This is a genomic window from Sphingomonas sorbitolis, from assembly GCF_036663875.1.
GTDB lineage: Bacteria > Pseudomonadota > Alphaproteobacteria > Sphingomonadales > Sphingomonadaceae > Sphingomonas.
This window is the reverse complement of record NZ_JAXOJS010000001.1, coordinates 411,147-437,396: the sequence shown is the minus strand read 5'-3', so window position 1 is coordinate 437,396 and position 26,250 is coordinate 411,147. Positions and strand designations below refer to the sequence as shown.

The window sequence follows — 26,250 nt, the reverse complement described above, 5'->3', positions numbered from 1 at the left end:
GACAAAAACTTAGGAGAGAGATGCCGTGTCGAGCGAGCGTATTCCGGCCGTCGGCCTATCCGCGCAGGGGATCGAAACCCGCGCCAATCTGCACTGGAACCTGGTTACCGCGCAGCTCGTCGAGGCGGCGCTGGAACGGCGCGAGGGAACGTTGTCCGCCGACGGTCCGCTAGTGGTCGAGACCGGCGCGCATACCGGGCGATCGGCGCAGGACAAGTTCATCGTCCGCGATGCCGAAACCGACGCGACCGTCTGGTGGGGCAAAAGCAACAAGGCGATGGAGCCCGCGCATTTCGCCGCACTGAAGGAAGATTTCTTCGCGGTGCTGGCGCAGAAGGACGAGCTGTTCGTGCAGGATCTGTACGGCGGATCGCAGGCCGATCACCGCGTCAACGTCCGCGTCGTCACCGAACTGGCCTGGCATAACCTCTTCATCCGGACGATGCTGGTGCGGCCCGAACAGGCGGCGCTGAAGGACTTCGTCGCCGACTACACGATCGTCGACCTGCCCAGCTTCCGCGCCGATCCCGCTCGGCACGGCTGCCGCAGCGAGACGGTGATTGCGGTGAACTTCACCGACAAGCTGATCCTGATCGGCGGCACCAAATACGCAGGCGAGATGAAGAAGTCGGTGTTCGGCCTGCTCAACTATCTGCTGCCGCCGACCGGGGTGATGCCGATGCATTGCTCGGCCAACATGGGCGCGAACGGCGACACCGCGGTGTTCTTTGGCCTGTCCGGCACTGGCAAGACCACGCTATCGGCCGATGCCAGCCGGACGCTGATCGGCGACGACGAGCATGGCTGGTCCGACACCGCGGTCTTTAATTTCGAGGGCGGTTGCTATGCCAAGATGATCCGCTTGTCCGCCGATGCCGAACCCGAGATTTTCGCGACCACCAAGCGGTTCGGGACGGTGCTGGAGAACGTCGTGATGGACCCAGCAACGCGGTTGCTCGATCTCGACGACCACACGCTCGCCGAGAACAGTCGCGGCGCGTATCCGATCGACTTCATCCCGAATGCGTCCGCCGAAAACATGGGCCCGGTGCCGCGCAACATCGTGATGCTGACCGCGGACGCGTACGGCGTGCTGCCGCCGATCGCGAAGCTGACGCCCGACCAGGCTATGTACCATTTCCTGTCGGGCTACACCGCGCGCGTCGCCGGGACCGAGATCGGCGTCACCGAACCGGACGCGACCTTCTCGACCTGCTTCGGCGCACCGTTCATGCCGCGGCATCCGTCGGTCTATGGCAATTTGCTCAAGGAGCGGATCGCGAAGGGCGGCGTCGATTGCTGGCTGGTCAACACCGGCTGGACCGGCGGCAAATACGGCGTCGGCAACCGCATGCCGATCAAGGCGACGCGGGCGTTGCTAAACGCCGCACTCGATGGGAGCCTGAACGATGCGGAGTTCCGGACGGACCCGAACTTCGGGTTCCAGGTCCCGGTAAGTGTACCGGGCGTCGACAGCGCCATCTTGGATCCGCGCACGACTTGGGCAGACAAGGATGCGTACGACGCGACGGCCGCCAAGCTGGTCGACCTGTTCGTCGAGAACTTCGCCCAATTCGCCGAGCATGTCGACGAAGGTGTGAGGCAGTCGGCCCCGAAGGTTCGAGAGGTAGCCTAAACCTCCTCTCCCTCCGGGGAGAGGAAGGGGCCCGCACGACGAAGTCGAGTGGGAAGGTGAGGGCACGTGATACGGCGTGCCCTGTCCCCACCCGTCATCCTGACGAAAGTCAGGACCCAGAGTACCAGGCGTCGCGTCTCATGGCTCTGGGTCCTGACTTTCGTCAGGATGACGAGTCGAGGGGTTCCACCACGATTTCGCCATCCACAACCGCAGTGATGCGAACGCGCATTCCAACCGAGGCATCTTCACCCCTAGCTGGCCAGCTCCCGTCGCCCACCAGCACCCGACCACGCCCGCCGACGATCGCGGCCTCCACCACCACAACCTGACCCACCAGCCGAGCAGAACGATCGTTCAACATCGGATCCCCACCCTCGACCGGATAATCTCGGTACCAGCGCTTCCCGATCAGCACCGTAACCGCACTCCAAACGCCGAAGGCAGCCAGTTGCGCCGCCGCCGGCAGGTCCGGCAACACGAACACCGCTGCGCCGGTCACCGCCGCAGCGATGGCGAGGAACACCAGGAACACGCCCGGCACCGCAAGCTCTGCGATCCCCAGCACCAGCGCCGCAATCAGCCACGCGCCAGCCGCACCGCCGATCCCGTCAAGCGCGTCCATCAGCTCTTCGAAATCTCGGTCGACTTCGACAACTCGAACGGCCCTCGCGCGGCAGGCTTGGCCGGTGGCGACGCGACCGCATCGCGCAACGCATCCTTGGCCAGCTCGCCGATCCCGCCAAGCGTCCCCATCAATTGCGTAGCCTCGACCGGAAACAGGATCGTCTTCGCATTAGGCGAGGTCGCGAACTTGCCGATCGCCTCGACGTATTTCTGCGCGATGAAGTAATTGATCGCTTGAGCGCCACCCTCCTCGATCGCCTGCGACACCGCGCGCGTTGCCGAAGCCTCCGCCACCGCCGCCCGCTCCCGCGCCTCGGCATCGCGGAACGCCGACTCCTTGCGCCCCTCGGACTCGAGGATTCGCGCCTGCTTCTGCCCCTCGGCGCGGAGAATTTCCGAAGCCCGCGAGCCCTCGGCGTCGAGGATGTTGGCCCGCTTCTCGCGCTCGGCCTTCATCTGCCGCCCCATCGCGTTGACGATGTCGGCGGGCGGGCGGATGTCCTTGATCTCGACGCGCGTGATCTTCACGCCCCACGGCGTCGTCGCGTGATCGACCACGTTCAGCAGCCGCGCATTGATCTCGTCGCGCTTCGACAGCGTTTCGTCGAGGTCCATCGATCCCATCACGGTGCGCAGGTTGGTCGTCGTGAGCTGCAACAGCGCCTGGTACAGGTCCGACACCTCATACGCCGCCTTCGCCGAGTCGAGCACCTGGAAAAACACGACCCCATCGGTCGAGATCATCGCATTGTCCTTGGTGATGATCTCCTGGCCGGGGATGTCGATCACCTGCTCCATCATGTTCACCTTCCGGCCGACGCGATAGAAGAACGCCGGGTAGAAATTGAACCCGGGCCGCGCGACCGTGGTGAAGCGGCCGAAATGCTCGATCGTGTATTGATAGCCCTGATGGACGATCTTGATGCTGGTGAAGAGGTACAGCAGCACCAGCGCCAGCAGGAGCGCGGCAACGATCAGGCCCATCGAACAATCCCCCATCCGTGTATCGCACCGCTATAGCACGTCGCTGCCCCCTGGAGCCAGACATCAGGCCTAGCCGTACGCGCCGCCTTTGGTTACATGGCGCGCCACCTCATACCCAGGAACGGCAGCTCTCATGGATATCCGCCTCGGCCTCACATTCGACGACGTCCTCCTGTATCCGGGGGAATCGGACGTGCTGCCAAGCCAGGCCGATACCCGGACTCAGCTGACGCGCGGTATCGCGCTCAACATCCCGATCCTCTCGTCCGCGATGGACACCGTCACCGAAGCCGACATGGCGATCGTAATGGCACAGCTCGGCGGCATCGGCGTGCTCCACCGCAACCTGACCGTCGAGGAGCAGGTCATCGCGGTCCGTCAGGTCAAGCGGTTCGAGTCGGGCATGGTGGTCAACCCGATCACGATCAAGCCGACCGCGACTCTCGGCGAGGCGCAGGCCCTCATGTCGGGCCACCGCATCAGCGGCATCCCGGTGGTGGAAGCGGACGGCAAGCTCGTCGGTATCCTCACCAACCGCGACGTGCGGTTCGCGGGCGATCCGAAACAGCCCGTCAGCGAGCTGATGACGCATGAGAATCTCGCGACGGTCTCGACCGAAGTCGGCAAGGAAGAGGCGCGTCGCCTTCTCCACGCCCGCCGCATCGAGAAGCTGCTGGTCGTCGACGCGCAGTATCGCTGCGTCGGTCTGATCACCGTCAAGGACATCGAGAAGGCGGTGATGTTCCCGGATGCGACCAAGGACGAGGCGGGCCGCCTGCGCGTGGCCGCGGCGACGACGGTTGGCGACAAGGGCTTCGATCGGACGGAGCAACTGGTCGACGCCGGCTGCGACCTGATCGTGATCGACACCGCGCACGGCCACAACCGCGACGTCGGCCGTGCGGTCGAGCGGGTGAAGAAGCTGTCCAACTCTGTCCAGGTGGTAGCGGGCAACGTCGCGACCGGTGAAGCGACGCGTGCGCTGATCGGTGCGGGCGCGGACGGGATCAAGGTCGGCATCGGCCCGGGCTCGATCTGCACGACGCGGGTAGTGGCTGGCGTCGGCGTACCGCAGCTTACAGCCGTGATGGATTGCGCGGAGGCGGGCCACAAGGCTGGCGTGCCGGTGATCGCCGACGGCGGCATCCGCACCTCGGGCGACATGGCCAAGGCGCTCGCAGCGGGGGCGTCGACCGTCATGATCGGCTCGCTGCTCGCAGGCACCGACGAGGCCCCTGGCGAGACATTCCTGTACCAGGGCCGCGCGTACAAATCGTACCGCGGCATGGGCTCGGTCGGCGCGATGGGCCGCGGGTCGGCGGACCGCTATTTCCAGGGCGACATCAAGGACCAGCTGAAGCTCGTGCCCGAAGGCATTGAGGGGCAGGTCGCGTACAAGGGCCCGGCGAGGGATGTCGTTCACCAGCTGGTCGGCGGCATCAAGGCGGCGATGGGCTATACCGGCTCCGCGACGATCCCGGATCTCCAGGCGCGGGCGGAGTTCGTGCAGATCACCGGTGCCGGGTTGATGGAGAGCCATGTTCACGACGTCACGATCACGCGCGAAGCGCCGAACTACCCGACGCGGTAACGGCGCTTCCCCCTCGCTGGAAAGGGAAGCGGGCTTGGGTCGGTTGCCGCTTGCTCACTGGCCAGCGACTGGGAAGTATCCCTACTCACAATCGTCATCTTCGCCTGCGCGGGAATGACGATTGTATGCGGGTCCTAAGCCAGAACGACGTGACAATGGTCACACCCTTCCGTCATCCCGGCGAACGCCGGGACCCACGGACACGGTGGACCCAGCGTAGCGCGCAACCATCACTCAAATCGCAACCATGGGTCCCGGCGTTCGCCGGGATGACGGGGAAAGGGATGAGACGGGGAAAGGGATGTCGGGTGAACGGGTGGGATGCGCTGCTATGTGGCGGCCAACCCGAAATTATTCCCCTCCCGCTCGCGGGAGGGGCTAGGGGAGGGGATGATGACGAACACTCCGTACCAAGCCTCCCCCCGAACCCACGCAAAGTCGGGAGCCCAGAAGTGACCCCCCCCGCACGCACCCAAGCCGCGATCGAACTCCTGGACCAGATCATCGCCGCCGCCCGCGAGTCCGGCGCTGCCGCCGACACGCTGATCGCGCGCTATTTTCAGACCCGCCGCTACGCCGGCTCGAAGGACCGCCGCGCGGTCCGCGAGCTCGTCTACGCCGCGATCCGCAAGGCCGGAGACCGCCCCGAAAACGGTCGCGCCGCGATGCTACTCGTCGCCGACGCCGATCCGGAAGTCGCCGCGACCTTCGACGGCTCCACCCACGCGCCCGCCCCGATCGCCAAGGACGAACCCCGCGCCCGCGCCGGCGTCGCGCCGCAGTGGCTGAGCAAGGCCCTCCGCGCCTCCGGTCTCGACGGCGCCGCACTGACCGACCTAGCCGGCCGCGCCACGCTCGATCTCCGCGTCAACACGCTGATCGCCGACCGCGCGACCGTCCTCGCAGCACTTCCCGACGCCGAAGCCACCCCCCACGCCCCGGACGGCATCCGCCTCCCCACCGGCACTAACGTCGAAGCGCTCCCGCTCTTCAACGAAGGCGCGCTCGAAGTGCAGGACGAAGGCAGCCAACTCGTCGGCCTCGCGATGCAGGCGAAATCCGGCGAACGCATCGTCGATCTCTGCGCCGGCGCCGGCGGCAAGACCCTTGCGTTGGCCGCAACGATGAAGAACGAAGGCGTAATTCTCGCCTGCGACACCGACCGCAACCGCCTCTCGCGCCTCGCCCCCCGCGCCACCCGCGCCGGCGCAACGATCGTCGAGAGCCGCTTGCTCAACCCGACGCGCGAGATCGAGGCGCTCAGCGAGTGGGCAGGCCGTGCCGATGGCGTGCTTGTCGACGCCCCCTGCTCGGGCACCGGCACATGGCGGCGCAATCCCGAGGCGCGCTGGCGGCTTACCCCCGACCGCGTCTCGCGGCTGCAATCGACGCAGCAGCAAGTGCTCTCCGTGGCCGCCACGCTGGTCAAGCCCGGCGGCGCGCTCGTCTACATCGTCTGCTCGCTGCTCGACGCCGAGGGTACCGACCAAGTCACCTGGTTCCTCAACGCGCATCCCGGCTGGACGACCGAGCCCCTGACGCTCCCCGCCGGCGCCAAACACGGTCACGGCGTCCGCCTGGAACCCGGCCGCGACAGCACCGACGGCTTTTTTGTCGCGCGCCTCCGGGCTGCGTGCTAGCCAGCCGGTTAATGACCCGCCTGGAGACGATCATGCGTTTTTCGTCCGTTGCCCTTGCCGCCACGCTGACTCTCGTGTGCGTATCGACCTCGCTCAGCGGGCAGCGTCCCGACGCGCAGATCGATGCCCGCTCGATGCAGCTTCTAGCGCAGGGGCGTTCGTTGATGACGGCGGGCAATCTCGACGGCGCGACCGATGTGCTGGAAACGTCGGTCGCGGTCGACCCGCGCAACCGCGCGGCGTTCCTGCTGCTCGCCCAGGTCGCCGAGAGCCGCGATCTGCCGGGCAAGGCGATCCGGCTGTACCGCGAGGCGTTGTTGCTCGAACCGAACGATGTCGCCGCACTGAAGGGCCAGGGCGAGGCGCTGGTCGCCAAGGGCGCAGTGGTCCGTGCGAAGGACAATCTCGTGAAGATCCGCACGCTCTGCAAGGGCGCGTGCCCCGAGGCGACGCAACTAGCCGCGGTGATTGCCAAGGGGCCGCCGATCGCAACCGCACAGGTCGAGAAAACCCCGGTCGCCGCCAAGGACTGAGGGTTCCCGCGAAAGCTGCACCTCCCCGGCGGAGGCCGGGGCCCAGCTGGGGAACGGTTATAACTTCGGACGGCGGGTCGTTACTACGCCTCTTCCAACTGGGTCCCGGCCTCCGCCGGGGAGGTACTCCTCGAAACGTCCTGCGCGTGTAGGCTAGTCGCCCCGGGGCGCTCCGACCGCTTTCGCCAGCGCCACGAAATCCTCCACTGACAACGTCTCCGCCCGCCGCGTCGCCTCCACCCCGATCCGCTCCAGTGCATCGAGCGCCCCCGGCACGCCCTTCAGGCTCTGCCGGAGCATCTTGCGCCGCTGCCCGAACGCCGCGCCCGTCAGCCGCTCCAGCACCGCAAAGTTCACCCCCTCCGGCGCCTCGACCGGCACCAGGTGCACCACCGCCGACATCACCTTCGGCGGTGGCGTAAACGCCGACCGGTGCACCGGCATCGCGATCCGCGCGGTCGAGCGCCACTGCGCCAGCACAGCCAGCCGCCCATAATGATCGTCGTTCGTCTTCGCGACGATCCGCTCCGCGACTTCCTTCTGGAACATCAGCGTGCACGACTGCCACCACGGCAGCCACGATGTCGACAGCCACCCGACCAGCAACGCGGTGCCGATATTATACGGCAGGTTCGACACGATATGCGGCTTGCCCTCGAACAGCGCAGGGGCATCGATTTCCATCGCATCGCCCTCGATCACACGTAGCTGCCCCGGGTACGCCTCGCCGAGTTCCGCCAGCGCCGGGATACACCGCCGGTCACGCTCGATCGCCGTAACGCGCGCACCCGCCGCGAGCAGCGCCCGCGTCAGGCCACCAGGACCGGGGCCGACTTCGAGCACCTCGGCATCCTGAAGATCACCCGGCACCGCCGCGATGCGCTTGAGCAACTGCCCGTCGAACAGGAAATTCTGCCCAAGCGCCTTGCTCGCGTTCAAGCCATAGCGCGCGATGACCTCGCGCAGCGGGGGGAGGTCCGTCATAGCTGGTCCGCTCACGACTGGGCGGCGGTCTGCGCGCGCCGGTCCGCCGCCTCACCCGCCATCGCGATCGCCGCGATCATCGCGCCAGGCTCGGCGAGGTTCTTGCCCGCGATCGCGAACGCGGTGCCGTGATCGGGCGATGTCCGCACGATCGGCAAGCCGAGCGTCATGTTGACGCCTTCGTCGAAATGAATCGTCTTTAACGGGACGAGCGCCTGGTCGTGATAGCAGCACATCACGACGTCATAGGTCTCTCGCGCGCGCGGGTGGAACATCGTGTCCGCCGCAAACGGCCCGGTCGCATCAATGCCTTCCTCGCAGAGGATCGCGATCGCCGGCGCGATAATCTCGATCTCTTCCCGCCCGAGCGCACCCTGTTCGCCGGCATGCGGATTGAACCCCGCAAAGGCGAGCCGCGGGTTCTCGATCCCGAAGTTCCGCAACAGTCCGCGTGCGGTCGCGCGCGCCTTGGCGACGATCAGATCGACCGTCAGCATCGCGGAGACGTCTTTCAACGGCACGTGCGTCGTGATCGGCACCACCTTCAGCGAAGGTCCGGCCAACATCATCACAGCGTTGTCGCCCGCGACGCCGTAGCGCTCGGCCACGAACTCGGTCTGCCCCGGATGACTGAAGCCGATCGCATACAGCTGGGACTTAGACACGGGGCCCGTTACGAGCGCACGCGCTGCACCTGTGCGGACCAAGCCGACGGCGAGCTCGAGCGAATGCAGCGCACACCGCGCACCATCGGCGTCCGGCTCGCCCGGAACGATCGCGCCTGCATCGCCGACGGTGAGCACCGGCAATGCCGTTGCGAACGCGTCGGCCGCGGCGGTCATGTCCGCGACGCGCGCGATCGGGCCCGCCCAGACCCGCTCGATCGCACGCGCATCGCCCACCGCCACGAAAGGCGGCAGGCTATGCGTTGCACGCGCATCCCACGCCTTGGCGATGATCTCGGGCCCGATCCCGGCAGGATCGCCCATCGACACCGCCAGCGGCTGGACGCGCGTCATGCCGCGATCACCGATATTCGACCACGGCATCGCGCCGCAGATCGCGCAGCTTCTGCTGCGCGCGCAGATTGACGCGCTGCTGTTCGAGCTGGCCCTGGATCTGCTCGGAGTTGGGCACCGATCCGCCAGCCGCTTCGTCGCGCCCGCACAGCACCAGCGCACGAACGCCCTGCTCGGCGGACCCGAACGGCGGGCTCGATTCACCGACCTGAAGCTTCAACATCACTTCCTGGAGCTGCGGCGGCAGGTCGCGAATCCGGACCGTATCGTTGTCCACCACGTCCGCGCCGATCCCGGCCGCCACCTTCTCGACCGTGCCGCAGCCACGCAACTCCTGCGTCGCCTTCGCGAACGCCTGCGCGCGAGCCGAAGCCTGCGCCTGGTTGGTGTTCGGCGGGAAGCGCAAGGTGAGCTGCTTCAGGCTGAGCTTGGCGTCACGCGGATCGGCGGTCAGCACCTGGCGCTTGTCGGTGAGGTACAGGATCGAATAGCCGCCCGAGACCTCGATCGGTCCGGCAACCTGACCGACCTGCATCGTCGTCGCGGCTTCGGCCAGCTGCGCCGGCAACGTCGCCGCACGGATCCAGCCGAGATCGCCACCGACCGCGCGGGTCGACGCTTCGGAGAACTGACGTGCATAATATTCGAACGGCTGCGCACCCTTCTGGATTTCCTGCAGGATCTGTTTGGCGTTCGCATAGACCTGCTGGCTGTTCGCCGGCGTTGCCGCGAGGTAGATTTCCTTGAGGTTGAACTCGTCGGTGCCCTTGGCGGCCTGGAGACGGTCGATGATCGACTTCACTTCCTCGTCGCCGACGTTGACGAACGGCTCGACCCGGCGACGCAGATAGCGCTGCCACGCAAGCTCACCCTCGATCTGGCGCTTCAGCGACCGCTCGGACGAACCGGACTCGCGCAGATAGGCGCGCATCGCGACCGGTGTGCGGTTGAACCGCTTCGACACCGCGTCATAGCTCTGCGTGAGCTCGGCCGGGGTGATCGTGATGTCGGCGGTCTTCGCTTCCTGGATCTGGAGCGTTTCGTCGATCAGCTGGCGGAGCACCTGGAGCTTCAGCCGCTCGCGATCCTCCGGCGATAGCTTTGCCTCGTTCGCCATCGCCACCAGCGCCACGCGCTGGTCGACGTCGGTGCCCGTGATCACGGTGTCGTTGACGATCGCGGTCGGCTTGCGGACGTTCGGATCGAGCTTGCCGAAGATCTGGAGGTTGGTCGGGATGTCGAGACCGGTATTGTCCGGCACGCTCTGATCCTGCACCGTTTGACCTGGGGTTTGACCTGGGGTTTGACCCGGGGTCTGAGCCTGCGCCTGAGCACCGCGCGGTGCGCCCTTGGGCGGCGCAGCCTGAGGCGCCGTGCCCTGTGGCGGCACAGCCTGCGCGATCGCGCTTGCCGCCAAAGCGGCCAGAACCACCCCACCGATCACACGGCCGCCACGCGCCGCCAGTCGAACATCATGCTTCAAGTGTCGGTATCCCATCATCGCACGCCGTACATCGCGCCATCATTGCCATGACGACGCATATCCGACGCGGGTTGCCCCAGAGTAGCTGAACGCGGGCTTAGCGGCCGAGGTTGGTGAAGGCCAGCGTCAACAGGAAGCTGTTGCCCTTCCGCGCGTCGCCGGTGTCGTTGTAGGTCCGCCGCCAGGTGCCGCCCAGGCGGAGGCAATCGTCTTCATACTGGATGCCGATCCGGTGGCGGATCGGCGTGAAGCCGTCGCTGCGGGAAAGCGGATCCTCCGCGGTGTTGGTCAGATCGACCACGCCCGAGCCGAATGCGGACCAGAAGCGCGCGAACTGGACGCGGCCGGCGAGACGGACTTCCTCGCGGTCGCGCAGATCTTCGATCGACGCGTCGATGTTGCGGTTGAGTTTGAGGTAGCCGACCAGCACATAGGTCGCGCGCGAACCGATCGTCGCGTCGACTTCGTTGCGACGGATCGCAAAGCCGTCCTTGTCGAGCCGGTAGCGGTGGACGATCGAGACGAAGTCGCGGAACCGCAATTCGCTGCGCCCGACGATGTCGGAGAACCGATCGCTGAGGCCGGTACCGTCGGGCAGGATGGTCGGCCGCTTGTCGACACGGTAGCTCTGCCCGACATTGGTCGTGAAGCTGATCCCCGGCAGGTCGAGTGCCCATTCGCCGCCATAGGTGACGCGTGACGAATCCTCGAACCTGTCATACCCGGCGAACCGGTTGAGCGAGAAGAGGTTGGTGTCGTCGAGATCGACTGCGCGCGAATCCTCGTTGGGCAGCGAGAGGTTGGCGACCTTCGGGGCGGCGACGAACTGGACGCGCGGGGTGAAGCGCTGCGTCCCGCCCAGGAACGTGCCGATGAACGGCCATTTCACGTCGACCGCGGCCGCGCCGATTACCCGCTGGTGGAAGCCTTCCAGCCCCTGGTAATTGACGATGGTCTCGGAGATGTCGTTGGTATTGTAGAGGTCGCCGCGCGCAAACGCCGTGAAGGTGACCTCCTGGCCCCAGTTGGTGAAGCGACGCAGGTCCCATTGCAGGCTGGCGAACGCGCGCTGCGTGTCCTGGCCGTCGGTGCGGGTCAGCGCGAGCGTGTTAAGCTGAAGTTGGAACTTACCGCCGACGAGGCCATCGTCGAAGCGCTTGCGATAATCGATTTCCGGCAGCGCGATAGGCTGCTGACCCTGGCTGTCGTTGACGCGCAACGTCTGGGCGTACCAACCGCTTAGCGAGAAATAACTGGTGTCGTCGATCCGCTCCAGGCTCGCCGTGGTGCGCAGCCGGTCGTCTCGCGAGATATCGTAGCGGCGCAGGAACGTCCGGTCGGTCGTCAGGCGAAGCGAGCCGCTCGCGGTCCAGTTCGGCGAAAGCTGATAGCGCGCCATGCCGTCGATATAGCCGCGGAACGCCATGCTGGTGTCGGTGGACGCCCCAGTGGTCAAGTCGTCGCTGCGGCGGCTTTCGGTCGCATAGGCGCGAACGCTGAACGCGCCCTTCGAATTGAGCGCGGAATAATCGACCTGCGCCATCGGCAGCACGCTGCTGTAGATGTGCGGCGTAATGACCAAACCCTGGTTCGGGGCGAGCTTCCAATAATAGGGGACGCTGACTTCGAGGCCGTTGACGCGGCTATAGCCACCGTTGGGCGAGAGCAGCCCGCTGTCGCTGCCGCCGCCGACCGGGTTGGAGAATTTGGGCAAAGGCAGGCTCGGCAGTCCGAACAGATGCAGCCGTGCGCCCGAATAATAGATGCGCTTGCGCTCGGGGCGATAGGTGACGCGGACCGCGGTGATCTTCCACGTCGGCTCCTTGGGGCAGCCCGCCGAGTTCGTGACGCCGCACGGGGTGTAGGCGGCGCTCTTCAGATTGACCGTGCCGTCGGTCTCGCGCGTGCCCTGCTTGGCCGCGAGGCGCCCGCCTTGTTCGAGAACGACGAGCATGTTGTCGACCACGCCGTCCTTGAGCGAGTCGGTCAGATTGATCTCATCGCCATAGGCAATGTCGCCTTCGGGATTGGTGACCGCGATATTGCCCGTCGCGACGACCTTGCCGGTCTTGCGGTTCCAGACGACCTTGTCGGCGCGCAGGCGACTGCCTTGCCGGAACATACGGACTTCGCCGTTGGCGGTGACGATTTCCGTATTCGTGTCGTATTCCAGGCCGTTAGCGCTGAACTGGACCTGATCCTCGGCGGGAGCTGCAGCAGGCGTGTTCGCGACCGGTGCGTCCTGTACCGGCGGCGCGACCGGGCGGTTCTGGAAATCCTGAGCCTGCACGGGGGAAGTCGCCAGTCCGCACGCCAGCGCGAGCGAAACGGCACAACCCGTCAAAAGGTCGATACGCAACACGATCCGAACCAACCCCTTTGGCACTCGGCAGCCATTTGCCGCCCTATCGCCCGCCTATCGCACCACCGGGGCTTCGCTGCAATCGCCGTGCGATGGCAGGCCGCCACCTTGCTTTGCCGGGCATGCGGCATCAACTTAGTGTATCCGTTCAAAACGCTTCCCGAGGTTTCTTCATGCAAATCGTCTTCGCGCCTACCGTCCCCGCTAATGCCCCGATTCTCGCCGTTCCGGTCGCGAAGGACGGCATGGCGCAGGTGACTTGGCGCGCGATCGGTGGCGATGCCGAGGCGCTTGCGACCAGCGCAACTGCCGCGGCACGCTTCGCGGGTGAAGCTGGCGCGGTGGTCGAGCTGTTCGTGTCGGTCGAGGGTAAGGTCCGTCAGGTCCTGCTGGTCGGCGTCGGCGCGGGCGACACCGCCGATTGGGAAAAGGCCGGCGGTGCGATCACCGGACGCCTGCTGACCTCGGGCGCAACGTCGGTCGTCGCCGATCTCTCTGCCGGTGCCACGCCGACCCCAAAGGCCGCTGCACACTTCGCCGCCGCCGCTGTTCAGCGCGCATGGCGCTACGACACGTACCGCACCAAGCTCGCCGAGAAGTCGAAGCCGACGCTGACCGAGATCACGATCGCCGGCGCGCCCGACGGGACAGACGCCGCCTGGACCGAGGCGTCCGCGGTCACTGGCGGTCTCGACCTGACGCGCTGGCTGGTCACCTCTCCGCCGAACGTCGTCTACCCCGAAAGCTTCGTCGAGAAGGTGACCAAGGACGTCGAGGGTCTCGGGCTTGAGATCACCGTGCTCGACGAAGCGCAGATGACCGAACTCGGCATGGGCTCGCTGCTCGGCGTCAGCCAGGGCTCGCGCCGTGAAGCACGCATTCTCGCGCTGAAGTGGAACGGGGCAGGGGCCGACGCGCCCACCCTAGCGTTCGTCGGCAAGGGCGTGACGTTCGATTCGGGCGGCATCTCGATCAAGCCCGGTGCGGGCATGGAAGACATGAAGTGGGACATGGGCGGCGCAGGTGCCGTCGCCGGCGCGATGAAGGCGCTCGCCAGCCGCAAGGCCAAGGCGAACGTCGTCGGCGTCATGGGCCTGGTCGAGAACATGCCCGACGGCGCCGCGCTGCGTCCGAGCGACGTCATCACCTCGATGTCGGGCCAGACCATCGAAGTGCTCAACACCGACGCCGAGGGTCGTCTCGTGCTCTGCGACTGCGTGACCTGGGTACAGCAGGCGCACAAGCCGACCACGATCGTCGATCTCGCGACGCTCACCGGCGCGATGATCGTCGCGCTCGGCACCGAGAACGGCGGCATCTTCGCCAACGACGACGCGCTCGCCGACCAGCTGATCGCGGCAGGCAAGACCACCGGCGACACGCTCTGGCGCTTCCCGCTGTCGCCCGCCTACGACAAGCTGATCGACTCGCCGATCGCCGACATGAAGAACGTCGGCCCCCGCGGCGCCGGCTCGATCACCGCCGCGCAGTTCATCAAGCGCTTCGTCGACGAGGGCGTGAAGTGGGCGCATCTCGACATCGCCGGCATGGTCTGGTCGGACAAGCCCGGCACCAACCACGACAAGGGCGCTACGGGTTATGGCGTGCGCCTGCTCGACCAGTTCGTCGCCGACAATTTCGAGAGCTGAACGCAAGAATTCCCCTCCCGCTTGCGGGAGGGGTTAGGGGAGGGGCCAACCGCGAGCGGTATCGAGCGAGGCAAGTCCCTCCCCCGACCCCTCCCGCAAGCGGAAGGGGAGTAAGCATGCAGGTCGATTTCTACCACCTAACCAGCCCCCTCGACCGCGTCCTCCCACGCATCGCCGAGCGTGTCGTCCAAACCGGCGGCCGGCTCCTGATAGTCGCCGAACCCGAAGAACAGCGCGTTGCGCTCGACCGCCTGCTTTGGTCCTACGCCCCCGAGAGCTTCCTCCCCCACGCCCAGGCGGGCAGCAACGACGACACCGCCCAACCCATTCTAATCGCTCAAGATATACTGGAAACAGCCCCCGCCAACGCCGCCCGCAACGTCGCAGTGGTAGACGGACGTTGGCGTGACCTTATCCTAACCTTTGACCGCGGCTTCCACCTCTTCGACGACGAAGCGATCCGCGAAGCCCGCCTGGCTTGGAAAGCGCTCGCCGACCGCGACGGCGTCGAACGCCGCTACTGGAAGCAGAACGACTCTGGGCGGTGGGAGCAGTCGGCATAACCGTTGCTTTAGCCGCGTCCCCCGCCTAAGCGCCGCGCATCCGATTACCGTCAACACAGGAGCCCGTGACCATCATGGCCGCGAACCGTACCTTTTCGATCATCAAGCCCGACGCAACCCGCCGCAACCTGACCGGTGCGGTCACCAAGATGCTCGAGGAAGCCGGCCTGCGCGTCGTCGCTTCGAAGCGCATCCAGATGACCCGCGAGCAGGCCGAAGGCTTCTACGCGGTCCACAAGGAGCGTCCGTTTTTCGGTGAGCTCGTCTCGTTCATGATTTCGGGCCCGGTCGTCGTCCAGGTTCTCGAAGGCGAGAACGCGATGCAGCGCAACCGCGACATCATGGGCGCCACCAACCCCGCCAACGCAGAGCCCGGCACGATCCGCAAGGAACTCGCCGAGTCGATCGAAGCCAACTCGGTGCACGGGTCGGATTCGGACGAGAACGCCGAGATCGAGATTGCCTATTTCTTTAAGCCCGAAGAAATCGTCGGCTGATGACCTGGCGGTTGCGACGGGCAGGGCCGGGCGACGCGCCCGCGCTGTCGCTCGTCGCATCCGCCACGTTCCTCGACACCTATGCGACCGTGCTAACGGGGGCCGACATTGTCGCCCACTGCACGGCCAAGAACAGCATCGCCGCGTTCGAGACGTGGCTGAGCGATCCCGCCACGATCGTGACGCTCGCCGAATACGAGCCCGGCCACGCGCCGATTGGTTACACCGTGCTCACGGCGGCCGATTTCCCGACCGAACCCGGGCCCGCGGATATAGAACTCCGCCGCATCTATCTGCTGAAACAGGCGCAAGGCACAGGCCTGGGCGCCGCCCTGATGGCCCGCGCCCTGGAAGACGCCACCGCGGCCGGCCGGACCCGAGTCCTGCTAGGCGTCTGGGACCAGAACACCCGCGCCCGAGCCTTCTACGAACGCCAGGGTTTCAAGGTAATCGGCGCCCGCCAGTTCACGGTCGGCACCACCCTTCACGACGACCCGGTCTACGCACGAGCGTTGTGAGTCGGGCAAACGCACTCCCGCCTCCATGTTCTCCCGCGAAGGCGGGAGCCCAGTCTGGATCCCCGCCTTCGCGGGGAAACATGCGGTAGGGTGCTACTAAGCCGCCGGCTTCTCTTTCGCCCAGATCGCATCAAGCTTCGCCTGATCACCGCCGCGCTGGCGAACGCGCAAGCCCTCGAGCTTCAGTGACCGACCCATCAAGGGCAAGCCGGCTTCGGTCTTCCAGATCACTTCATAGATGCCGCTCGCCGAACGGGTCGTGTCGCCATCAAAATATTGGACACTAACCAGAACCGGCAACCGGCCTGCTCGGTTGTCCGCGCCGCCATCGGTCAACTTCAGAAGCGGCTTAGAGAACCACGATTTGTCGATGACCGGCTCCGCCGGCGGCCGCTGCGGCGAGACGCCCAGCGCACGCGGGAAGGTGATCGTCACGTCCTGAAGGTCATGCCGCGCGTCCATCAGCAACAGCGTGTTGCCGCCATCCTGCACGATCGCAGAAAGATCGATCTTCGTCCGCTCACGCGCCGCACTCGACTGCGCAGCGATCTTGTCAGCCTCGTTCGCACGGTGATCCGACCAGTTGGTCCACAGCGTCAGCGCCGCGATCAGCACACCCGCAACCGCGACGACTTCGGCCAGCGTCACCCAACGCCGCCGCGTCGCCGCAGCCTCGCGCCGTTCGGTCGGAGTCTCGGTGCTCATCGCCCTCCAGCCTCCAGCAAACGGGCAGGGGCGGCGAGTTCCCAACTCCGCGCGATCCGGTCCTCGACCAGCGCCCAGTCCGGATCGCCGGCGACATTCATTCCGACCCAGCCGGTCGCACCGAGATAGGCCGGTCGCGAATACATTGCCGGGTCCGCCTCGATCAGCGTCGCCTGTTCATCGGTGCCGCTCGTCTTCACGCACACCATGGTCAGCCCATCGCCGTGATGATCCGCCCGGAACTGCACGAACTGCCTGTCGGCCACGAAAAAGGTCGGCTCGCCGTGCCACACCTTCTCCTCGGTCTCGGGCAAGGCAAGCGCCGCCGCACGAACGCGGTCGAGGGGGGACAGATCGGTCATCGTGTCACGAACTCCGCCAAGGTCTTCGGGTATAAAACATGTTCCGCCGCCAGCACGCGATCCGCAAGCGCGTCCGCATCGTCGCCGGCAAGGATCGGCACCTCGGCCTGCCCCAGCACCACGCCGCCATCGAGTTCCTCGGTCACGACATGCACCGAACACCCGCCGACCGCATCGCCTGCCGCGATCGCCCGCGCATGCGTGTCGAGGCCCTTGTACTTGGGCAGCAGCGACGGATGAATGTTGACGATCCGGTCCCGCCACGCCGCGACGAACCCGTCCGACAGCAACCGCATATAGCCGGCCAGCGCAACGACCTCGACGCCAGCCTCGCGCAACGCCGCATCGATTGCCGCCTCATAGGCCGGCTTCCCCAGACCCTTCGGCGAGAGCGCGAACGTCGCCACACCTTCCGACCGCGCCCAGTCGAGGCCCGCCGCGTCCGGCTTGTCCGACGCGACAAGCGCGATCTCGTACGGACACTGCGCCGCGCGCGATGCGCCGACCAGCGCCATCATGTTCGATCCACGCCCCGAGATCAGCACGCCGACACGCGTCTTGTCAGCCATGCGTCGCGGTCCAGTCCTCGCGCGCGCTCCACGTACCCGCCGACCCACGCACCGTACATCCATGCGACCCGGTCTCGATCCGCCCGATCGTGAACACCGTCTCGTGCGCCGCCTCCAGCGCCGCGGTCACCGCCTCGGCCTCGTCGGCGCTGACGATCACGACCATGCCGATCCCGCAGTTGAACGTCCGCGCCATCTCCTCCGGCTCGATCGCGCCTTGAGCTTGCAGGAACGCCATCAACCGCGACTGCTCCCACGCATCCGCGTCGACCACCGCATGCACGCCCTCAGGCAGCACCCGCGGGATGTTCTCGAGCAGGCCACCACCGGTGATATGCGCCAGCCCCTTGATCCGCTGCTCGCGCAGCAACGGCAGCAGGCTCGCGACGTAGATCCGAGTCGGCGCCATCAGATGATCGATCAGCAACTTGTCCTGGTCGAACAGCGCCGGTCGATCGAGCTTCCACCCGCGATCGGTGGCAAGCCGCCGGACCAGCGAAAACCCGTTCGAATGCACGCCCGAAGACGCCAGCCCGAGCATCACGTCGCCCGCCGCGATCTCTCGCCCGGTCAGCACGTTGGTCCGCTCGACCGCACCGACGCAGAAGCCGGCGAGGTCATAATCGCCGTCCGCATACATGCCCGGCATCTCGGCGGTCTCGCCCCCGATCAGCGCGCAGCCAGCGGTCTTGCACCCTTCCGCGATCGAGGCGACGACACGCTCCGCGACCGCGGCATCAAGCTTCCCGCTCGCATAATAATCCAAGAAGAACAGCGGCTCGGCGCCCTGCACGATCAGGTCGTTGACGCACATCGCGACGAGGTCGATTCCGACGCCTTCATGCCGATCCCACTCGATCGCCAGCTTCAGCTTGGTGCCCACGCCATCGTTCGCCGCGACCAGCAACGGATCGACGAACCCTGCCGCCTTGAGGTCGAACATCCCGCCAAAGCCACCAAGATCGGCATCCGCCCCCGGCCTACGCGTCGAGCGCGCGAGCGGCGCGATCGCCCGCACCAACGCATTGCCCGCGGCGATCGAAACGCCTGCCTGAGCGTAGGTGTAAGGGCCCGAAGCGGGAGCGGCGGAGTCTGGCGTATCGGTCATGATCGGTGCTGCTAGCCACATCGCGCTTGGATTTCCACGTCTGCTTCGCCAAAAGGCCCGCTTGATGCGTATCCGTACCCTTCCCACCGCGCTTGCTGGCGCCGCTCTCCTGCTGAGCGGTGGAGCCGTGCTCGCGCAGATCGAAGGCGGCAGCCGAGGCGCAGCCCCGGTCGACAGCGGCAGCGCCTACGAGGTGAGTGGCGTCACCGTCGACGTCGCGGGCAAGACCGCCGACGCCGCGCGCTATGGCGGCTGGCGGCTCGCCCAGCGCAAGGCCTGGGTCCAATTGTCGAACCGGCTCGGTGGCGGAGGCGGTCTCGTCTCCGATGGCACGCTCGATTCGCTCGTCTCCGGGATCGTCGTCGAGAACGAACAGATCGGCCCGCAGCGTTACATCGCCAAGCTCGGCGTGCTGTTCGATCGCGGCCGCGCCGGATCAATCCTCGGCATATCGACTTACGCCGATCGCTCACAGCCGATGCTCGTCATCCCCATCCAATATTCGGGCGGCGTCGGCCACGCGTTCGAGCAGAGCACGCAGTGGCAGCGGGCCTGGGCGCGCTATCGCACCGGCAACAGCAGCATAGACTATGTCCGCCCGTCCGGCTCCGGCCCCGACGCGCTTCTGCTCAACGTCGGCCAGACGCAGCGCCCTGGGCGCGGCTGGTGGCGGACGATCCTCGACCAATATGGCACGAGCGACGTGCTCACCCCGGTCGTGAAGCTCTATCGCCAATGGCCCGGCGGCCCGGTGATCGGCGTGTTCGAAGCGCGCCACGGCCCCGACAACGACCTGATCGGCAGCTTCACGCTGCGAGTCGGTACGCCCGACGGCATCGCGCAATTGCTCGACACCGGCGTGAAGCGGATCGACGACCTGTATCAGCAGGCGCGTCGCAACGGCTCGCTTCGTGTCGACTACAGCCTCTCGCCACCGCCGCCGCCCGAAGCCGCGGTGACCGACGACCTGCCCACCGACGAGACCGCGGACGCCAACACCGCGGCGCTGACCGGCGGCGAGGGCATCTCCGTCATCGTCCAGTTCGACACGCCCGCAGCCACGGCTGTATCCTCGACCGAAGCCGCACTCCGTGCGATTCCCGGCGTACGCTCGGCCGCAACAACCAGCCTAGCGCTAGGCGGCGTCTCGCTGATGCGCGTCGCGTACGATGGCGACCCTGCGGCGCTGAAGACCGCGCTCGAAGCGCGCGGCTATCAGGTATTCGGCTCCGGCCAGACGATCCGCATTCGCCGGGTCGCCCAACTTCTTCCGCCGGACTTGCCCGCGGACAATGCGACGACAGGGTGAGCGCGACCAAGATGACTCAAATTGCGCTGCCACTCGGGTGGCCGGCGGACCCTCGCGACGACGCCTTCCTGGTTACCCCCTCCAACTCGCGGGCCGTCCACACGCTGGAGCATACCGCGACGTGGCCGGTCATGACCGCCATCCTCACCGGCCCGCGCAAATCGGGCCGCAGCCTGCTCGCGCGGATCTTCGCGGCGAAGAGCGGCGGGACGATCATCGACGATGCCGAGCGCGTGCCCGAAGCGCAGCTCTTCCACGCCTGGAACCGCGCGCAGGAGGAGCACAAGCCGCTGCTCATCGTCGCCGATGCCGCGCCGCCCGAATGGAAGGTGAAACTTCCCGACCTGCGCTCGCGCCTCGCCGCCAGCCCGATCGCGGCGATCGGCGCGCCCGACGACGAGCTTATGCGGCTGTTGCTCGCTCATCTGTTCGAGCGCCGCAGTCTCGATGCGCGGCCCGATCTGATCGACTGGCTTGCGACCAGAATCGAGCGCAGTCATATTACAGTAACGCGAACCGTCGATGCGCTCGATCAGGAGGCGATGGAACGTCGCAAGCGCTTGTCCATTCCTCTTGCACGAACCACACTCACCGAGGCCGGGCTGATCCTCCGGCCGCAACTCGCTCTCGACCTCCCGCTCTTCACGCCACCATAAGCCCCCAAGAGGCCCGATGAACCGTCCAGCCCATATCGTCCGCCAATCGGAAGACGACGACGATCCCATCGGCGCAGAGCCGAACGACCGGTTTTTCAACCGCGAGCTGTCCTGGCTGGCGTTCAACCGGCGCGTGTTGGAAGAAGCGTGCAACCCTGCGCATCCGCTGCTGGAGCGGCTCCGCTTCCTGTCGATCTCGGGGTCCAACCTCGACGAGTTCTTCATGGTCCGCGTCGCCGGCTTGAAGGGGCAGCAGACGCAGGACGTCGACCGACGCTCGGCGGACGGCCTTACCGCAGGCCAGCAGCTCACCGCCATCGTCCGCGAGGCCGACGCGCTGATGGCCAGCCAGCAGGCGGTATGGGGCGATCTCCGTGTGCTGCTCGACGAAGCCGGGCTGTTCGTCCTGCGCCGCGAAGCCATCGAGGGCGAAGCGGACGAGTGGCTCGAAACGCATTTCCGTGACCAGATCTTCCCGATCCTGACCCCGCAGGCACTCGATCCGGCACATCCGTTCCCGTTCATCCCGAACCGCGGCCTGTCGGTGATCTTCGACCTCGTCCGCATCTCGGACAATGAGCCGGTCCGCGAACTGGTGATGCTCCCGCACACGATGACGCGCTTCGTCCGCCTTCCCGGCGAGCCCGCGCGCTACATCGCGGTCGAGACGCTGCTCAAGCGGTTCGCCCCCGTGCTGTTCCCCGGCTACGACGTCCTCGCCGCCGCCAGCTTCCGCGTCCTGCGCGACAGCGACATGGAGATTGAGGAGGAGGCGGAAGACCTCGTCCGCTACTTCGCGAACGCGATCAAGCGCCGCCGCCGCGGCCGCGTGATCCGTCTGGAACTCGAAACCGGCATCCCCGACGTGCTCGCCGCAGTCCTCAAGGACGAACTCGGCGGTGCGGACGCGATCATTACCGAGAGCGGCAACCTGCTCGGCATCGTCGATCTCGACGGCTTGGTCGACGAGGATCGCCCCGACTTGAAGTTCCCGCCGTTCACGCCGCGCTTCCCCGAGCGAATTCGCGAATTCGGCGGCGATTGCTTTGCGGCGATCAAGGCCAAGGACATCGTCGTCCACCACCCCTACGAGACGTTCGAGGTGGTGCTCGCCTTCCTCAAGCAGGCGGCGAACGACCCCGACGTGGTCGCGATCAAGCAGACGCTCTACCGCGCCGGCAAGCAGCCAGCGGTCATCAACGCGCTCATCACCGCGGCCGAGGCGGGCAAGTCGGTCACCGCGGTGGTCGAGCTGAAGGCGCGGTTCGACGAAGAACAGAACATGGTCTGGGCCTCGGCGCTGGAGCGCGCGGGCGTGCAGGTCGTCTACGGCTTCATCGACTGGAAGACGCACGCCAAGGTCTCGCTGGTGGTCCGCCGCGAAGGCCAGGCGTTCCGCACCTACTGCCATTTCGGCACGGGCAATTATCACCCGGTCACCGCGAAGATCTACACCGACCTCAGCTTCTTCACCGCCGACGCCGCGGTTGGTCGTGATGCGGCGCAGATGTTCAACTACATCACCGGCTATGTCGAACCGACCGACATGGCGCGTGTCAGCCTGAGCCCGCGTGACCTTCGCCAGAACCTGATGAACCTGATCGACGTCGAGATCGCCAACGCGCGCGCCGGCAAGCCCGCGGGCGTCTGGGCGAAGATGAACTCGCTGGTCGACCCCGCGGTGATCGAAAAGCTGTACGAGGCGAGCGGTGCGGGGGTCGAGATCGACCTCATCATCCGCGGCATCTGCTGCCTGCGCCCGGGCGTGCCTGGGTTGTCCGAGACGATCCGCGTGAAGTCGGTCATCGGGCGCTTTCTCGAGCACAGCCGGATCTGGGCGTTCGGCAATGGCAAGGCGCTCCCCAACGACGGTGCGAAGCTGTTCATCTCGTCTGCCGACTGGATGCCGCGCAACTTCGACCGCCGCGTCGAATATATGCTGCCGATCCTCAACCCGACCGTCCACGACCAGATCCTCGATCAGGTCATGGTCGCGAACCTGATCGACAACGAGCAGAGTTGGGAGCTAGGCCCCGACGGCGAATATAGCCGCGTCGATCCCGGCGACCGCCCGTTCAACCTGCATCGGTATTTCATGACGAACCCTTCGCTCTCCGGCCGCGGCGCCTCGCTCGCGACCAGCAATGCCGTGCCAACGCTGTCGCTCCGCCGAAAACGATGAGCGTTACCAGCGTCCTGTTTGGCAATTCGCCCCCCAAGGCGGAGACAGATGATCACCCGCGCACCGGGATCATCGACATCGGCTCGAACTCGATCCGTCTGGTGGTGTATCAGGGGCCACCACGGCTGCCGGCGATCCGCTTCAACGAGAAAGTGCTCGCCGGGCTTGGTCGGGGCCTCGCAGTGACAGGGTCGATCGAGAAGTCGGCACTGAAAACGGCGCGCGTCGCTCTGGCGCGGTTCGCGGCCGTGGCACGCGAGATGGAGTGCTCGACACTTCGTACAGTCGCAACGGCGGCGGTGCGTGATGCGAAGAATGGCGGCGAACTCATTGCAACCGCCGAACAACTCGGCCTCAAGGTCGAAACGCTCTCCGGTGAACAGGAAGCGAGCGCAGCCGGCTACGGCGTGCTCTCCGCGATCCCCGACGCGGACGGCATCGTCGGCGATCTTGGCGGCGGCAGTCTCGAACTCGTCCGCGTCCGCCGCGGCAAGATCGAGGACCGCGTTTCGTTTCCCTTGGGCGTACTTCGCATCGGCCCGCTTCGCGCCAAGCGCGGCAAGGTGCTCGAACGCTATGTCGCAAGGCTGGTGCGCGAGGCTGGCTGGACGGCCAAGGGGCAGGGGCTTCCGCTCTATCTCGTCGGCGGATCGTGGCGTGCGCTGGCGCGTCTCGACATGGAGCTGTCGGACTATCCGCTGCCGATTATCCATCAATACCCGATGACCGCCGCGACCATCACGCGGTTGAGCCGAACGATCCCGCAGCTTTCGAAGCCCCGCCTGAAGGCGATCCCCGGCTTGTCGTCGGGCCGTACCGCGACGCTGGCAGACGCAGCCGCGTTACTCGGCGTGCTGATGCGTCAGCTTGGCAGCAAGACGACGGTCGTATCGGCATACGGCCTGCGCGAAGGGCTGCTCTACGAACATCTGAAGCCCGCAGACCGCACCCTCGACCCTCTGATCGTTGCAGCCCGCGAAGAAGGCCGTCTGCTCGGCCGGTTTCCCGAGCACGGCGACCTGCTCGATCGCTGGCTCGCGCCGTTATTCACCACCGAGCCGCCTGCGATGGCGCGACTCCGCCATACCGCATGTCTGCTCGCGGACGTAGGTTGGCGGGCCAATCCGGAGTTTCGCGCCGAACGTGGCGTGGAAGTCGCGCTGCACGGCAATTGGGTGGCGATCGACGCCCCGGGTCGGGGCATGTTGGCGCAAGCGCTTTACACGAGCCTCGGCGGCGACTTGGCGGCCGCGGATCCGGTAGGCCGCTTGGCAAGTCCAGCGGCGGTAAAGAGCGCGACCGCATGGGGGCTGGCGATGCGTCTTGGCCAGCGCATGAGCGGCGGCCTGGCCGGACCGCTGAAACGCTCCAGCCTCGCGGACGACGGGGTCTGCTTGACGCTGACGCTCCGCTCGGACGATCGCGGGCTTTACGGAGAGGCGGTAGAACGTCGCCATACCGCGCTGGCGACCGCGTTAGGCCGCAAACCCCTGTTGGCCCTCGCGTAGATCCTCCCCTGCAAGGGGAGGTGGCAGCCCAAAGGGCTGACGGAGGGGTGACGCGCTATCGAGAGGGTGTCACTCCTCCGTCTGGCGAGCCAGCCACCTCCCCTTGCAGGGGAGGAACAAAGTGATCAAGCGCAGGTAAAGCGCTCGATCCGCCCCTTCGCGTCGACGTACACATTCAGCCGGTCAGGCCGGAAATCCATCGTCATCGCCGTATTCGGTGCGATCCAGCGCAGCGTTCGAGCGCCCGACCGCGTCTGCATCACATCCGCCCGGGCATCGCTTGCGCGCTTGCCGACCAAATCGCCCAACGAGTCGGCATTGCACGCGGTAGCGACCGGTGCAGCGGCAGGCGTCTCGCCCCGCATCTCGACCGGCGTACACGCCGCCGTGGCGATCAAGGCTGCGACAAGAACAACTCTCATGCGGCATCCTCCGTACGCGTCATCTTGAGCTTGCCGCCGATGACCGCAAACGCGAGTCGTCCTTCGACCAAGTCGAGCGCATCACGCCCGAACTGATCGAACCGCCAACCCTCGAGCATCGGCAGCCCGGTCCGCACGCCCGCCGCCAAAGCCTCGAGTTCATCGGTCCGCGCGAGCAATTTCGATGCGACATCAATGTCTCGCGAGCGGATCTTGAGCAACAGCTTGAGGAGATCCGCGACCAGCGACCCTTCCTTGCCGAGCCCTGGCTTGCGATCGTCCCGCGGCGGCATCTCGTCGTCGCTCAGCGGTTGCGCACCCTCGATTGCCGCCATCAAGCGACCACCGATGTCGTTGCCGGCCCAAGTCGCCGACAACCCACGCACCCGCGCCAAGTCCGCCTGCTTCCGCGGCGGATGACCCGCCATGTCGCCGAGCGTCTCGTCCTTGACGATCCGCCCACGCGGCAAATCCTTCGCCTGCGCTTCGAGTTCCCGCCACCGCGCCAGCGCCTTCAACCTGCCCAGCACGTCAGGCTTGCGCCCCGAAATCCGCACGCGCTTCCACGCCAGATCGGGATCGTTCGCATAATTGGCAATGTCGCCAAGCCGCTCCATCTCCTGATCGAGCCACACGCCGCGCCCGGTTTTCCGCAACCGCTCGAGCATCTTCGGGAAGATCTTCGACAGATGCGTGACGTCGCCGATCGCATATTCGATCTGCCGGGCATCGAGCGGCCGCCGGGCCCAGTCAGTAAACCGCGCGCCCTTGTCTACCGCGATTCCAAGCCAGCTGTCGACGAGGTTCGAATAGCCGATCTGCTCGCCCTGGCCGAGCGCCATCGCCGCGACCTGCGTGTCGAACAGCGGGAAGGGCGTCTTGCCGGTAAGGTTATAGACGATCTCGATGTCCTGCCCGCCGGCATGGACGACCTTGAGCACGTCGTGATTCTCGACGAGCAGGTCGAGCAGCGGCGTCAGGTCGATGCCCGGCGCCATCGGGTCGATCGCGGCGGCTTCCTTGTCGTCGGCGATCTGGATCAGGCAGAGCTCCGGGTAATAGGTGCTCTCGCGCATGAATTCGGTGTCGACGCACACATAGTCGGCGTCGGCCATGCGCGCGCACAGATTGGCGAGCGTGGCACTGTCGGAGATAAGCGAGTGGATATGCATCGCTCGTCCATAGCGAGGCTCCCTCTCGTTGACAAAGGGGCGGGTTGACAAAGGCGGGTAGGGAAGGTGAAGCGCGAGCCATCCAATTCCCGTCATCCCAGCGAAAGCTGGGATCTCCCGTCGCAGGGCGCATCCTTGCTGCACGAGATGCTGGGACGACGTATGAGAGAC

The 26,250-nt window shown here is 66.2% G+C and carries 24 protein-coding genes; 12 read left to right on the top strand and 12 right to left on the bottom strand.

What is annotated here, in order from left to right; translation table 11 throughout:
- The first annotated feature begins 25 nt into the window (after positions 1–25).
- Positions 26–1,636: a phosphoenolpyruvate carboxykinase gene (locus U1763_RS01760; protein WP_332753841.1), complete on the top strand. Its 1,611-nt coding sequence runs from the start codon at positions 26–28 to the stop codon at positions 1,634–1,636.
- A gap of 163 nt (positions 1,637–1,799) precedes the next feature.
- Here U1763_RS01760 and U1763_RS01755 read toward each other — a convergent pair whose 3' ends face one another.
- A complete protein-coding gene (locus U1763_RS01755) occupies positions 1,800–2,261 on the bottom strand; it encodes an NfeD family protein (RefSeq protein ID WP_332753840.1) in 462 nt (153 codons plus the stop codon).
- Positions 2,261–3,247, bottom strand: coding sequence for an SPFH domain-containing protein (locus U1763_RS01750; RefSeq protein WP_332753839.1), 987 nt, complete (start codon positions 3,245–3,247; stop codon positions 2,261–2,263). The genes U1763_RS01755 and U1763_RS01750 overlap by 1 nt, the downstream gene beginning before the upstream one ends.
- A 133-nt stretch (positions 3,248–3,380) precedes the next feature.
- On the opposite strand from U1763_RS01750, the gene guaB reads away from it, so the two are divergent.
- From guaB to U1763_RS01735, 3 genes are all read left to right on the top strand, one after another.
- Positions 3,381–4,838 (top strand): IMP dehydrogenase, encoded by a 1,458-nt coding sequence (gene guaB, locus U1763_RS01745; protein WP_056048837.1) that lies wholly within the window; start codon positions 3,381–3,383, stop codon positions 4,836–4,838.
- A gap of 452 nt (positions 4,839–5,290) precedes the next feature.
- Positions 5,291–6,478: an RsmB/NOP family class I SAM-dependent RNA methyltransferase gene (locus U1763_RS01740; RefSeq protein ID WP_332753838.1), complete on the top strand. Its 1,188-nt coding sequence runs from the start codon at positions 5,291–5,293 to the stop codon at positions 6,476–6,478.
- A gap of 32 nt (positions 6,479–6,510) precedes the next feature.
- Positions 6,511–7,011, top strand: coding sequence for a tetratricopeptide repeat protein (locus tag U1763_RS01735; protein ID WP_332753837.1), 501 nt, complete (start codon positions 6,511–6,513; stop codon positions 7,009–7,011).
- A 153-nt stretch (positions 7,012–7,164) separates the two neighbouring features.
- Here U1763_RS01735 and rsmA read toward each other — a convergent pair whose 3' ends face one another.
- The 4 genes from rsmA to U1763_RS01715 all read right to left on the bottom strand — a co-directional run bounded on the left by rsmA (position 7,165) and on the right by U1763_RS01715 (position 12,859).
- Positions 7,165–7,995 carry a 16S rRNA (adenine(1518)-N(6)/adenine(1519)-N(6))-dimethyltransferase RsmA gene (gene rsmA, locus U1763_RS01730; RefSeq protein ID WP_332753836.1) on the bottom strand — a complete coding sequence of 277 codons (831 nt, stop codon included), beginning with the start codon at positions 7,993–7,995 and terminating at the stop codon, positions 7,165–7,167.
- An 11-nt stretch (positions 7,996–8,006) separates the two neighbouring features.
- Positions 8,007–9,044 (bottom strand): 4-hydroxythreonine-4-phosphate dehydrogenase PdxA, encoded by a 1,038-nt coding sequence (gene pdxA, locus U1763_RS01725; protein WP_332753835.1) that lies wholly within the window; start codon positions 9,042–9,044, stop codon positions 8,007–8,009.
- The gene (locus U1763_RS01720; RefSeq protein WP_443026867.1) at positions 9,022–10,515 is read right to left on the bottom strand and encodes a peptidylprolyl isomerase; all 1,494 of its coding nucleotides are present in this window, start codon (positions 10,513–10,515) and stop codon (positions 9,022–9,024) included. Before U1763_RS01720 ends, pdxA begins: the two co-directional genes overlap by 23 nt.
- Before the next feature lie 79 nt (positions 10,516–10,594).
- The gene (locus tag U1763_RS01715; protein ID WP_332753834.1) at positions 10,595–12,859 is read right to left on the bottom strand and encodes an LPS-assembly protein LptD; all 2,265 of its coding nucleotides are present in this window, start codon (positions 12,857–12,859) and stop codon (positions 10,595–10,597) included.
- Between the two features lie 173 nt (positions 12,860–13,032).
- Here U1763_RS01715 and U1763_RS01710 point away from each other — a divergent pair, with 173 nt between their 5' ends.
- From U1763_RS01710 to U1763_RS01695, 4 genes are all read left to right on the top strand, one after another.
- Positions 13,033–14,508 (top strand): leucyl aminopeptidase, encoded by a 1,476-nt coding sequence (locus tag U1763_RS01710; RefSeq protein ID WP_332753833.1) that lies wholly within the window; start codon positions 13,033–13,035, stop codon positions 14,506–14,508.
- A gap of 116 nt (positions 14,509–14,624) precedes the next feature.
- Positions 14,625–15,071, top strand: a complete 447-nt coding sequence (locus U1763_RS01705) for a DNA polymerase III subunit chi (RefSeq protein WP_332753832.1) — start codon at positions 14,625–14,627, stop codon at positions 15,069–15,071.
- Positions 15,072–15,145: 74 nt separating this feature from the next.
- Positions 15,146–15,568 (top strand): nucleoside-diphosphate kinase, encoded by a 423-nt coding sequence (ndk, locus tag U1763_RS01700; RefSeq protein ID WP_031393391.1) that lies wholly within the window; start codon positions 15,146–15,148, stop codon positions 15,566–15,568.
- A complete protein-coding gene (locus U1763_RS01695; protein ID WP_332753831.1) occupies positions 15,568–16,086 on the top strand; it encodes a GNAT family N-acetyltransferase in 519 nt (172 codons plus the stop codon). Before ndk ends, U1763_RS01695 begins: the two co-directional genes overlap by 1 nt.
- 96 nt (positions 16,087–16,182) lie before the next feature.
- Here U1763_RS01695 and U1763_RS01690 read toward each other — a convergent pair whose 3' ends face one another.
- Genes U1763_RS01690 through purM form a run of 4 tightly spaced genes read right to left on the bottom strand, consistent with a single transcriptional unit; the run spans position 16,183 to position 18,830 of the window.
- Complete coding sequence (locus U1763_RS01690; RefSeq protein WP_332753830.1) at positions 16,183–16,791, bottom strand: hypothetical protein; 609 nt, start codon at positions 16,789–16,791, stop codon at positions 16,183–16,185.
- On the bottom strand, positions 16,788–17,153 hold the full coding sequence (locus U1763_RS01685) for an MmcQ/YjbR family DNA-binding protein (protein ID WP_332753829.1): 366 nt from the start codon (positions 17,151–17,153) through the stop codon (positions 16,788–16,790). Before U1763_RS01685 ends, U1763_RS01690 begins: the two co-directional genes overlap by 4 nt.
- Positions 17,150–17,722: a phosphoribosylglycinamide formyltransferase gene (gene purN, locus U1763_RS01680; RefSeq protein ID WP_332753828.1), complete on the bottom strand. Its 573-nt coding sequence runs from the start codon at positions 17,720–17,722 to the stop codon at positions 17,150–17,152. The genes U1763_RS01685 and purN overlap by 4 nt, the downstream gene beginning before the upstream one ends.
- Entirely contained in the window at positions 17,715–18,830 is a 1,116-nt protein-coding gene (purM, locus tag U1763_RS01675; protein ID WP_332753827.1) for a phosphoribosylformylglycinamidine cyclo-ligase, read from the bottom strand. Before purM ends, purN begins: the two co-directional genes overlap by 8 nt.
- Before the next feature lie 64 nt (positions 18,831–18,894).
- Here purM and U1763_RS01670 point away from each other — a divergent pair, with 64 nt between their 5' ends.
- Genes U1763_RS01670 through U1763_RS01655 form a run of 4 tightly spaced genes read left to right on the top strand, consistent with a single transcriptional unit; the run spans position 18,895 to position 24,485 of the window.
- Positions 18,895–20,139 (top strand): heavy-metal-associated domain-containing protein, encoded by a 1,245-nt coding sequence (locus tag U1763_RS01670; RefSeq protein ID WP_332753826.1) that lies wholly within the window; start codon positions 18,895–18,897, stop codon positions 20,137–20,139.
- Between the two features lie 11 nt (positions 20,140–20,150).
- On the top strand, positions 20,151–20,795 hold the full coding sequence (locus U1763_RS01665; RefSeq protein ID WP_056482954.1) for an HdaA/DnaA family protein: 645 nt from the start codon (positions 20,151–20,153) through the stop codon (positions 20,793–20,795).
- 16 nt (positions 20,796–20,811) lie between these two features.
- Entirely contained in the window at positions 20,812–22,977 is a 2,166-nt protein-coding gene (locus U1763_RS01660) for an RNA degradosome polyphosphate kinase (protein WP_332753825.1), read from the top strand.
- On the top strand, positions 22,974–24,485 hold the full coding sequence (locus tag U1763_RS01655; protein WP_332753824.1) for a Ppx/GppA phosphatase family protein: 1,512 nt from the start codon (positions 22,974–22,976) through the stop codon (positions 24,483–24,485). The genes U1763_RS01660 and U1763_RS01655 overlap by 4 nt, the downstream gene beginning before the upstream one ends.
- Positions 24,486–24,610: 125 nt before the next feature.
- Here U1763_RS01655 and U1763_RS01650 read toward each other — a convergent pair whose 3' ends face one another.
- Together U1763_RS01650 and rnd are read right to left on the bottom strand one after the other, a co-directional pair.
- A complete protein-coding gene (locus U1763_RS01650; protein ID WP_332753823.1) occupies positions 24,611–24,907 on the bottom strand; it encodes an I78 family peptidase inhibitor in 297 nt (98 codons plus the stop codon).
- The gene (rnd, locus tag U1763_RS01645) at positions 24,904–26,079 is read right to left on the bottom strand and encodes a ribonuclease D (RefSeq protein ID WP_332753822.1); all 1,176 of its coding nucleotides are present in this window, start codon (positions 26,077–26,079) and stop codon (positions 24,904–24,906) included. The genes U1763_RS01650 and rnd overlap by 4 nt, the downstream gene beginning before the upstream one ends.
- Positions 26,080–26,250 lie beyond the last annotated feature (171 nt).

Bases quoted from the DNA above. Each gene is read 5' to 3' on its own strand.
- pdxA (WP_332753835.1), bottom strand. From the start codon at position 9,044: ATGCCGTGGTCGAATATCGGTGATCGCGGCATGACGCGCGTCCAGCCG.
- rsmA (WP_332753836.1), bottom strand. From the start codon at position 7,995: ATGACGGACCTCCCCCCGCTGCGCGAGGTCATCGCGCGCTATGGCTTG.
- rnd (WP_332753822.1), bottom strand. From the start codon at position 26,079: ATGCATATCCACTCGCTTATCTCCGACAGTGCCACGCTCGCCAATCTG.
- U1763_RS01750 (WP_332753839.1), bottom strand. From the start codon at position 3,247: ATGGGCCTGATCGTTGCCGCGCTCCTGCTGGCGCTGGTGCTGCTGTAC.
- U1763_RS01690 (WP_332753830.1), bottom strand. From the start codon at position 16,791: ATGAGCACCGAGACTCCGACCGAACGGCGCGAGGCTGCGGCGACGCGG.
- U1763_RS01660 (WP_332753825.1), top strand. From the start codon at position 20,812: ATGAACCGTCCAGCCCATATCGTCCGCCAATCGGAAGACGACGACGAT.
- U1763_RS01695 (WP_332753831.1), top strand. From the start codon at position 15,568: ATGACCTGGCGGTTGCGACGGGCAGGGCCGGGCGACGCGCCCGCGCTG.
- ndk (WP_031393391.1), top strand. From the start codon at position 15,146: ATGGCCGCGAACCGTACCTTTTCGATCATCAAGCCCGACGCAACCCGC.
- U1763_RS01655 (WP_332753824.1), top strand. From the start codon at position 22,974: ATGAGCGTTACCAGCGTCCTGTTTGGCAATTCGCCCCCCAAGGCGGAG.
- purM (WP_332753827.1), bottom strand. From the start codon at position 18,830: ATGACCGATACGCCAGACTCCGCCGCTCCCGCTTCGGGCCCTTACACC.
- U1763_RS01735 (WP_332753837.1), top strand. From the start codon at position 6,511: ATGCGTTTTTCGTCCGTTGCCCTTGCCGCCACGCTGACTCTCGTGTGC.
- purN (WP_332753828.1), bottom strand. From the start codon at position 17,722: ATGGCTGACAAGACGCGTGTCGGCGTGCTGATCTCGGGGCGTGGATCG.
- U1763_RS01705 (WP_332753832.1), top strand. From the start codon at position 14,625: ATGCAGGTCGATTTCTACCACCTAACCAGCCCCCTCGACCGCGTCCTC.
- U1763_RS01665 (WP_056482954.1), top strand. From the start codon at position 20,151: ATGACTCAAATTGCGCTGCCACTCGGGTGGCCGGCGGACCCTCGCGAC.
- U1763_RS01685 (WP_332753829.1), bottom strand. From the start codon at position 17,153: ATGACCGATCTGTCCCCCCTCGACCGCGTTCGTGCGGCGGCGCTTGCC.
- U1763_RS01755 (WP_332753840.1), bottom strand. From the start codon at position 2,261: ATGGACGCGCTTGACGGGATCGGCGGTGCGGCTGGCGCGTGGCTGATT.
- U1763_RS01710 (WP_332753833.1), top strand. From the start codon at position 13,033: ATGCAAATCGTCTTCGCGCCTACCGTCCCCGCTAATGCCCCGATTCTC.
- U1763_RS01670 (WP_332753826.1), top strand. From the start codon at position 18,895: ATGCGTATCCGTACCCTTCCCACCGCGCTTGCTGGCGCCGCTCTCCTG.
- U1763_RS01650 (WP_332753823.1), bottom strand. From the start codon at position 24,907: ATGAGAGTTGTTCTTGTCGCAGCCTTGATCGCCACGGCGGCGTGTACG.
- guaB (WP_056048837.1), top strand. From the start codon at position 3,381: ATGGATATCCGCCTCGGCCTCACATTCGACGACGTCCTCCTGTATCCG.
- U1763_RS01720 (WP_443026867.1), bottom strand. From the start codon at position 10,515: ATGATGGGATACCGACACTTGAAGCATGATGTTCGACTGGCGGCGCGT.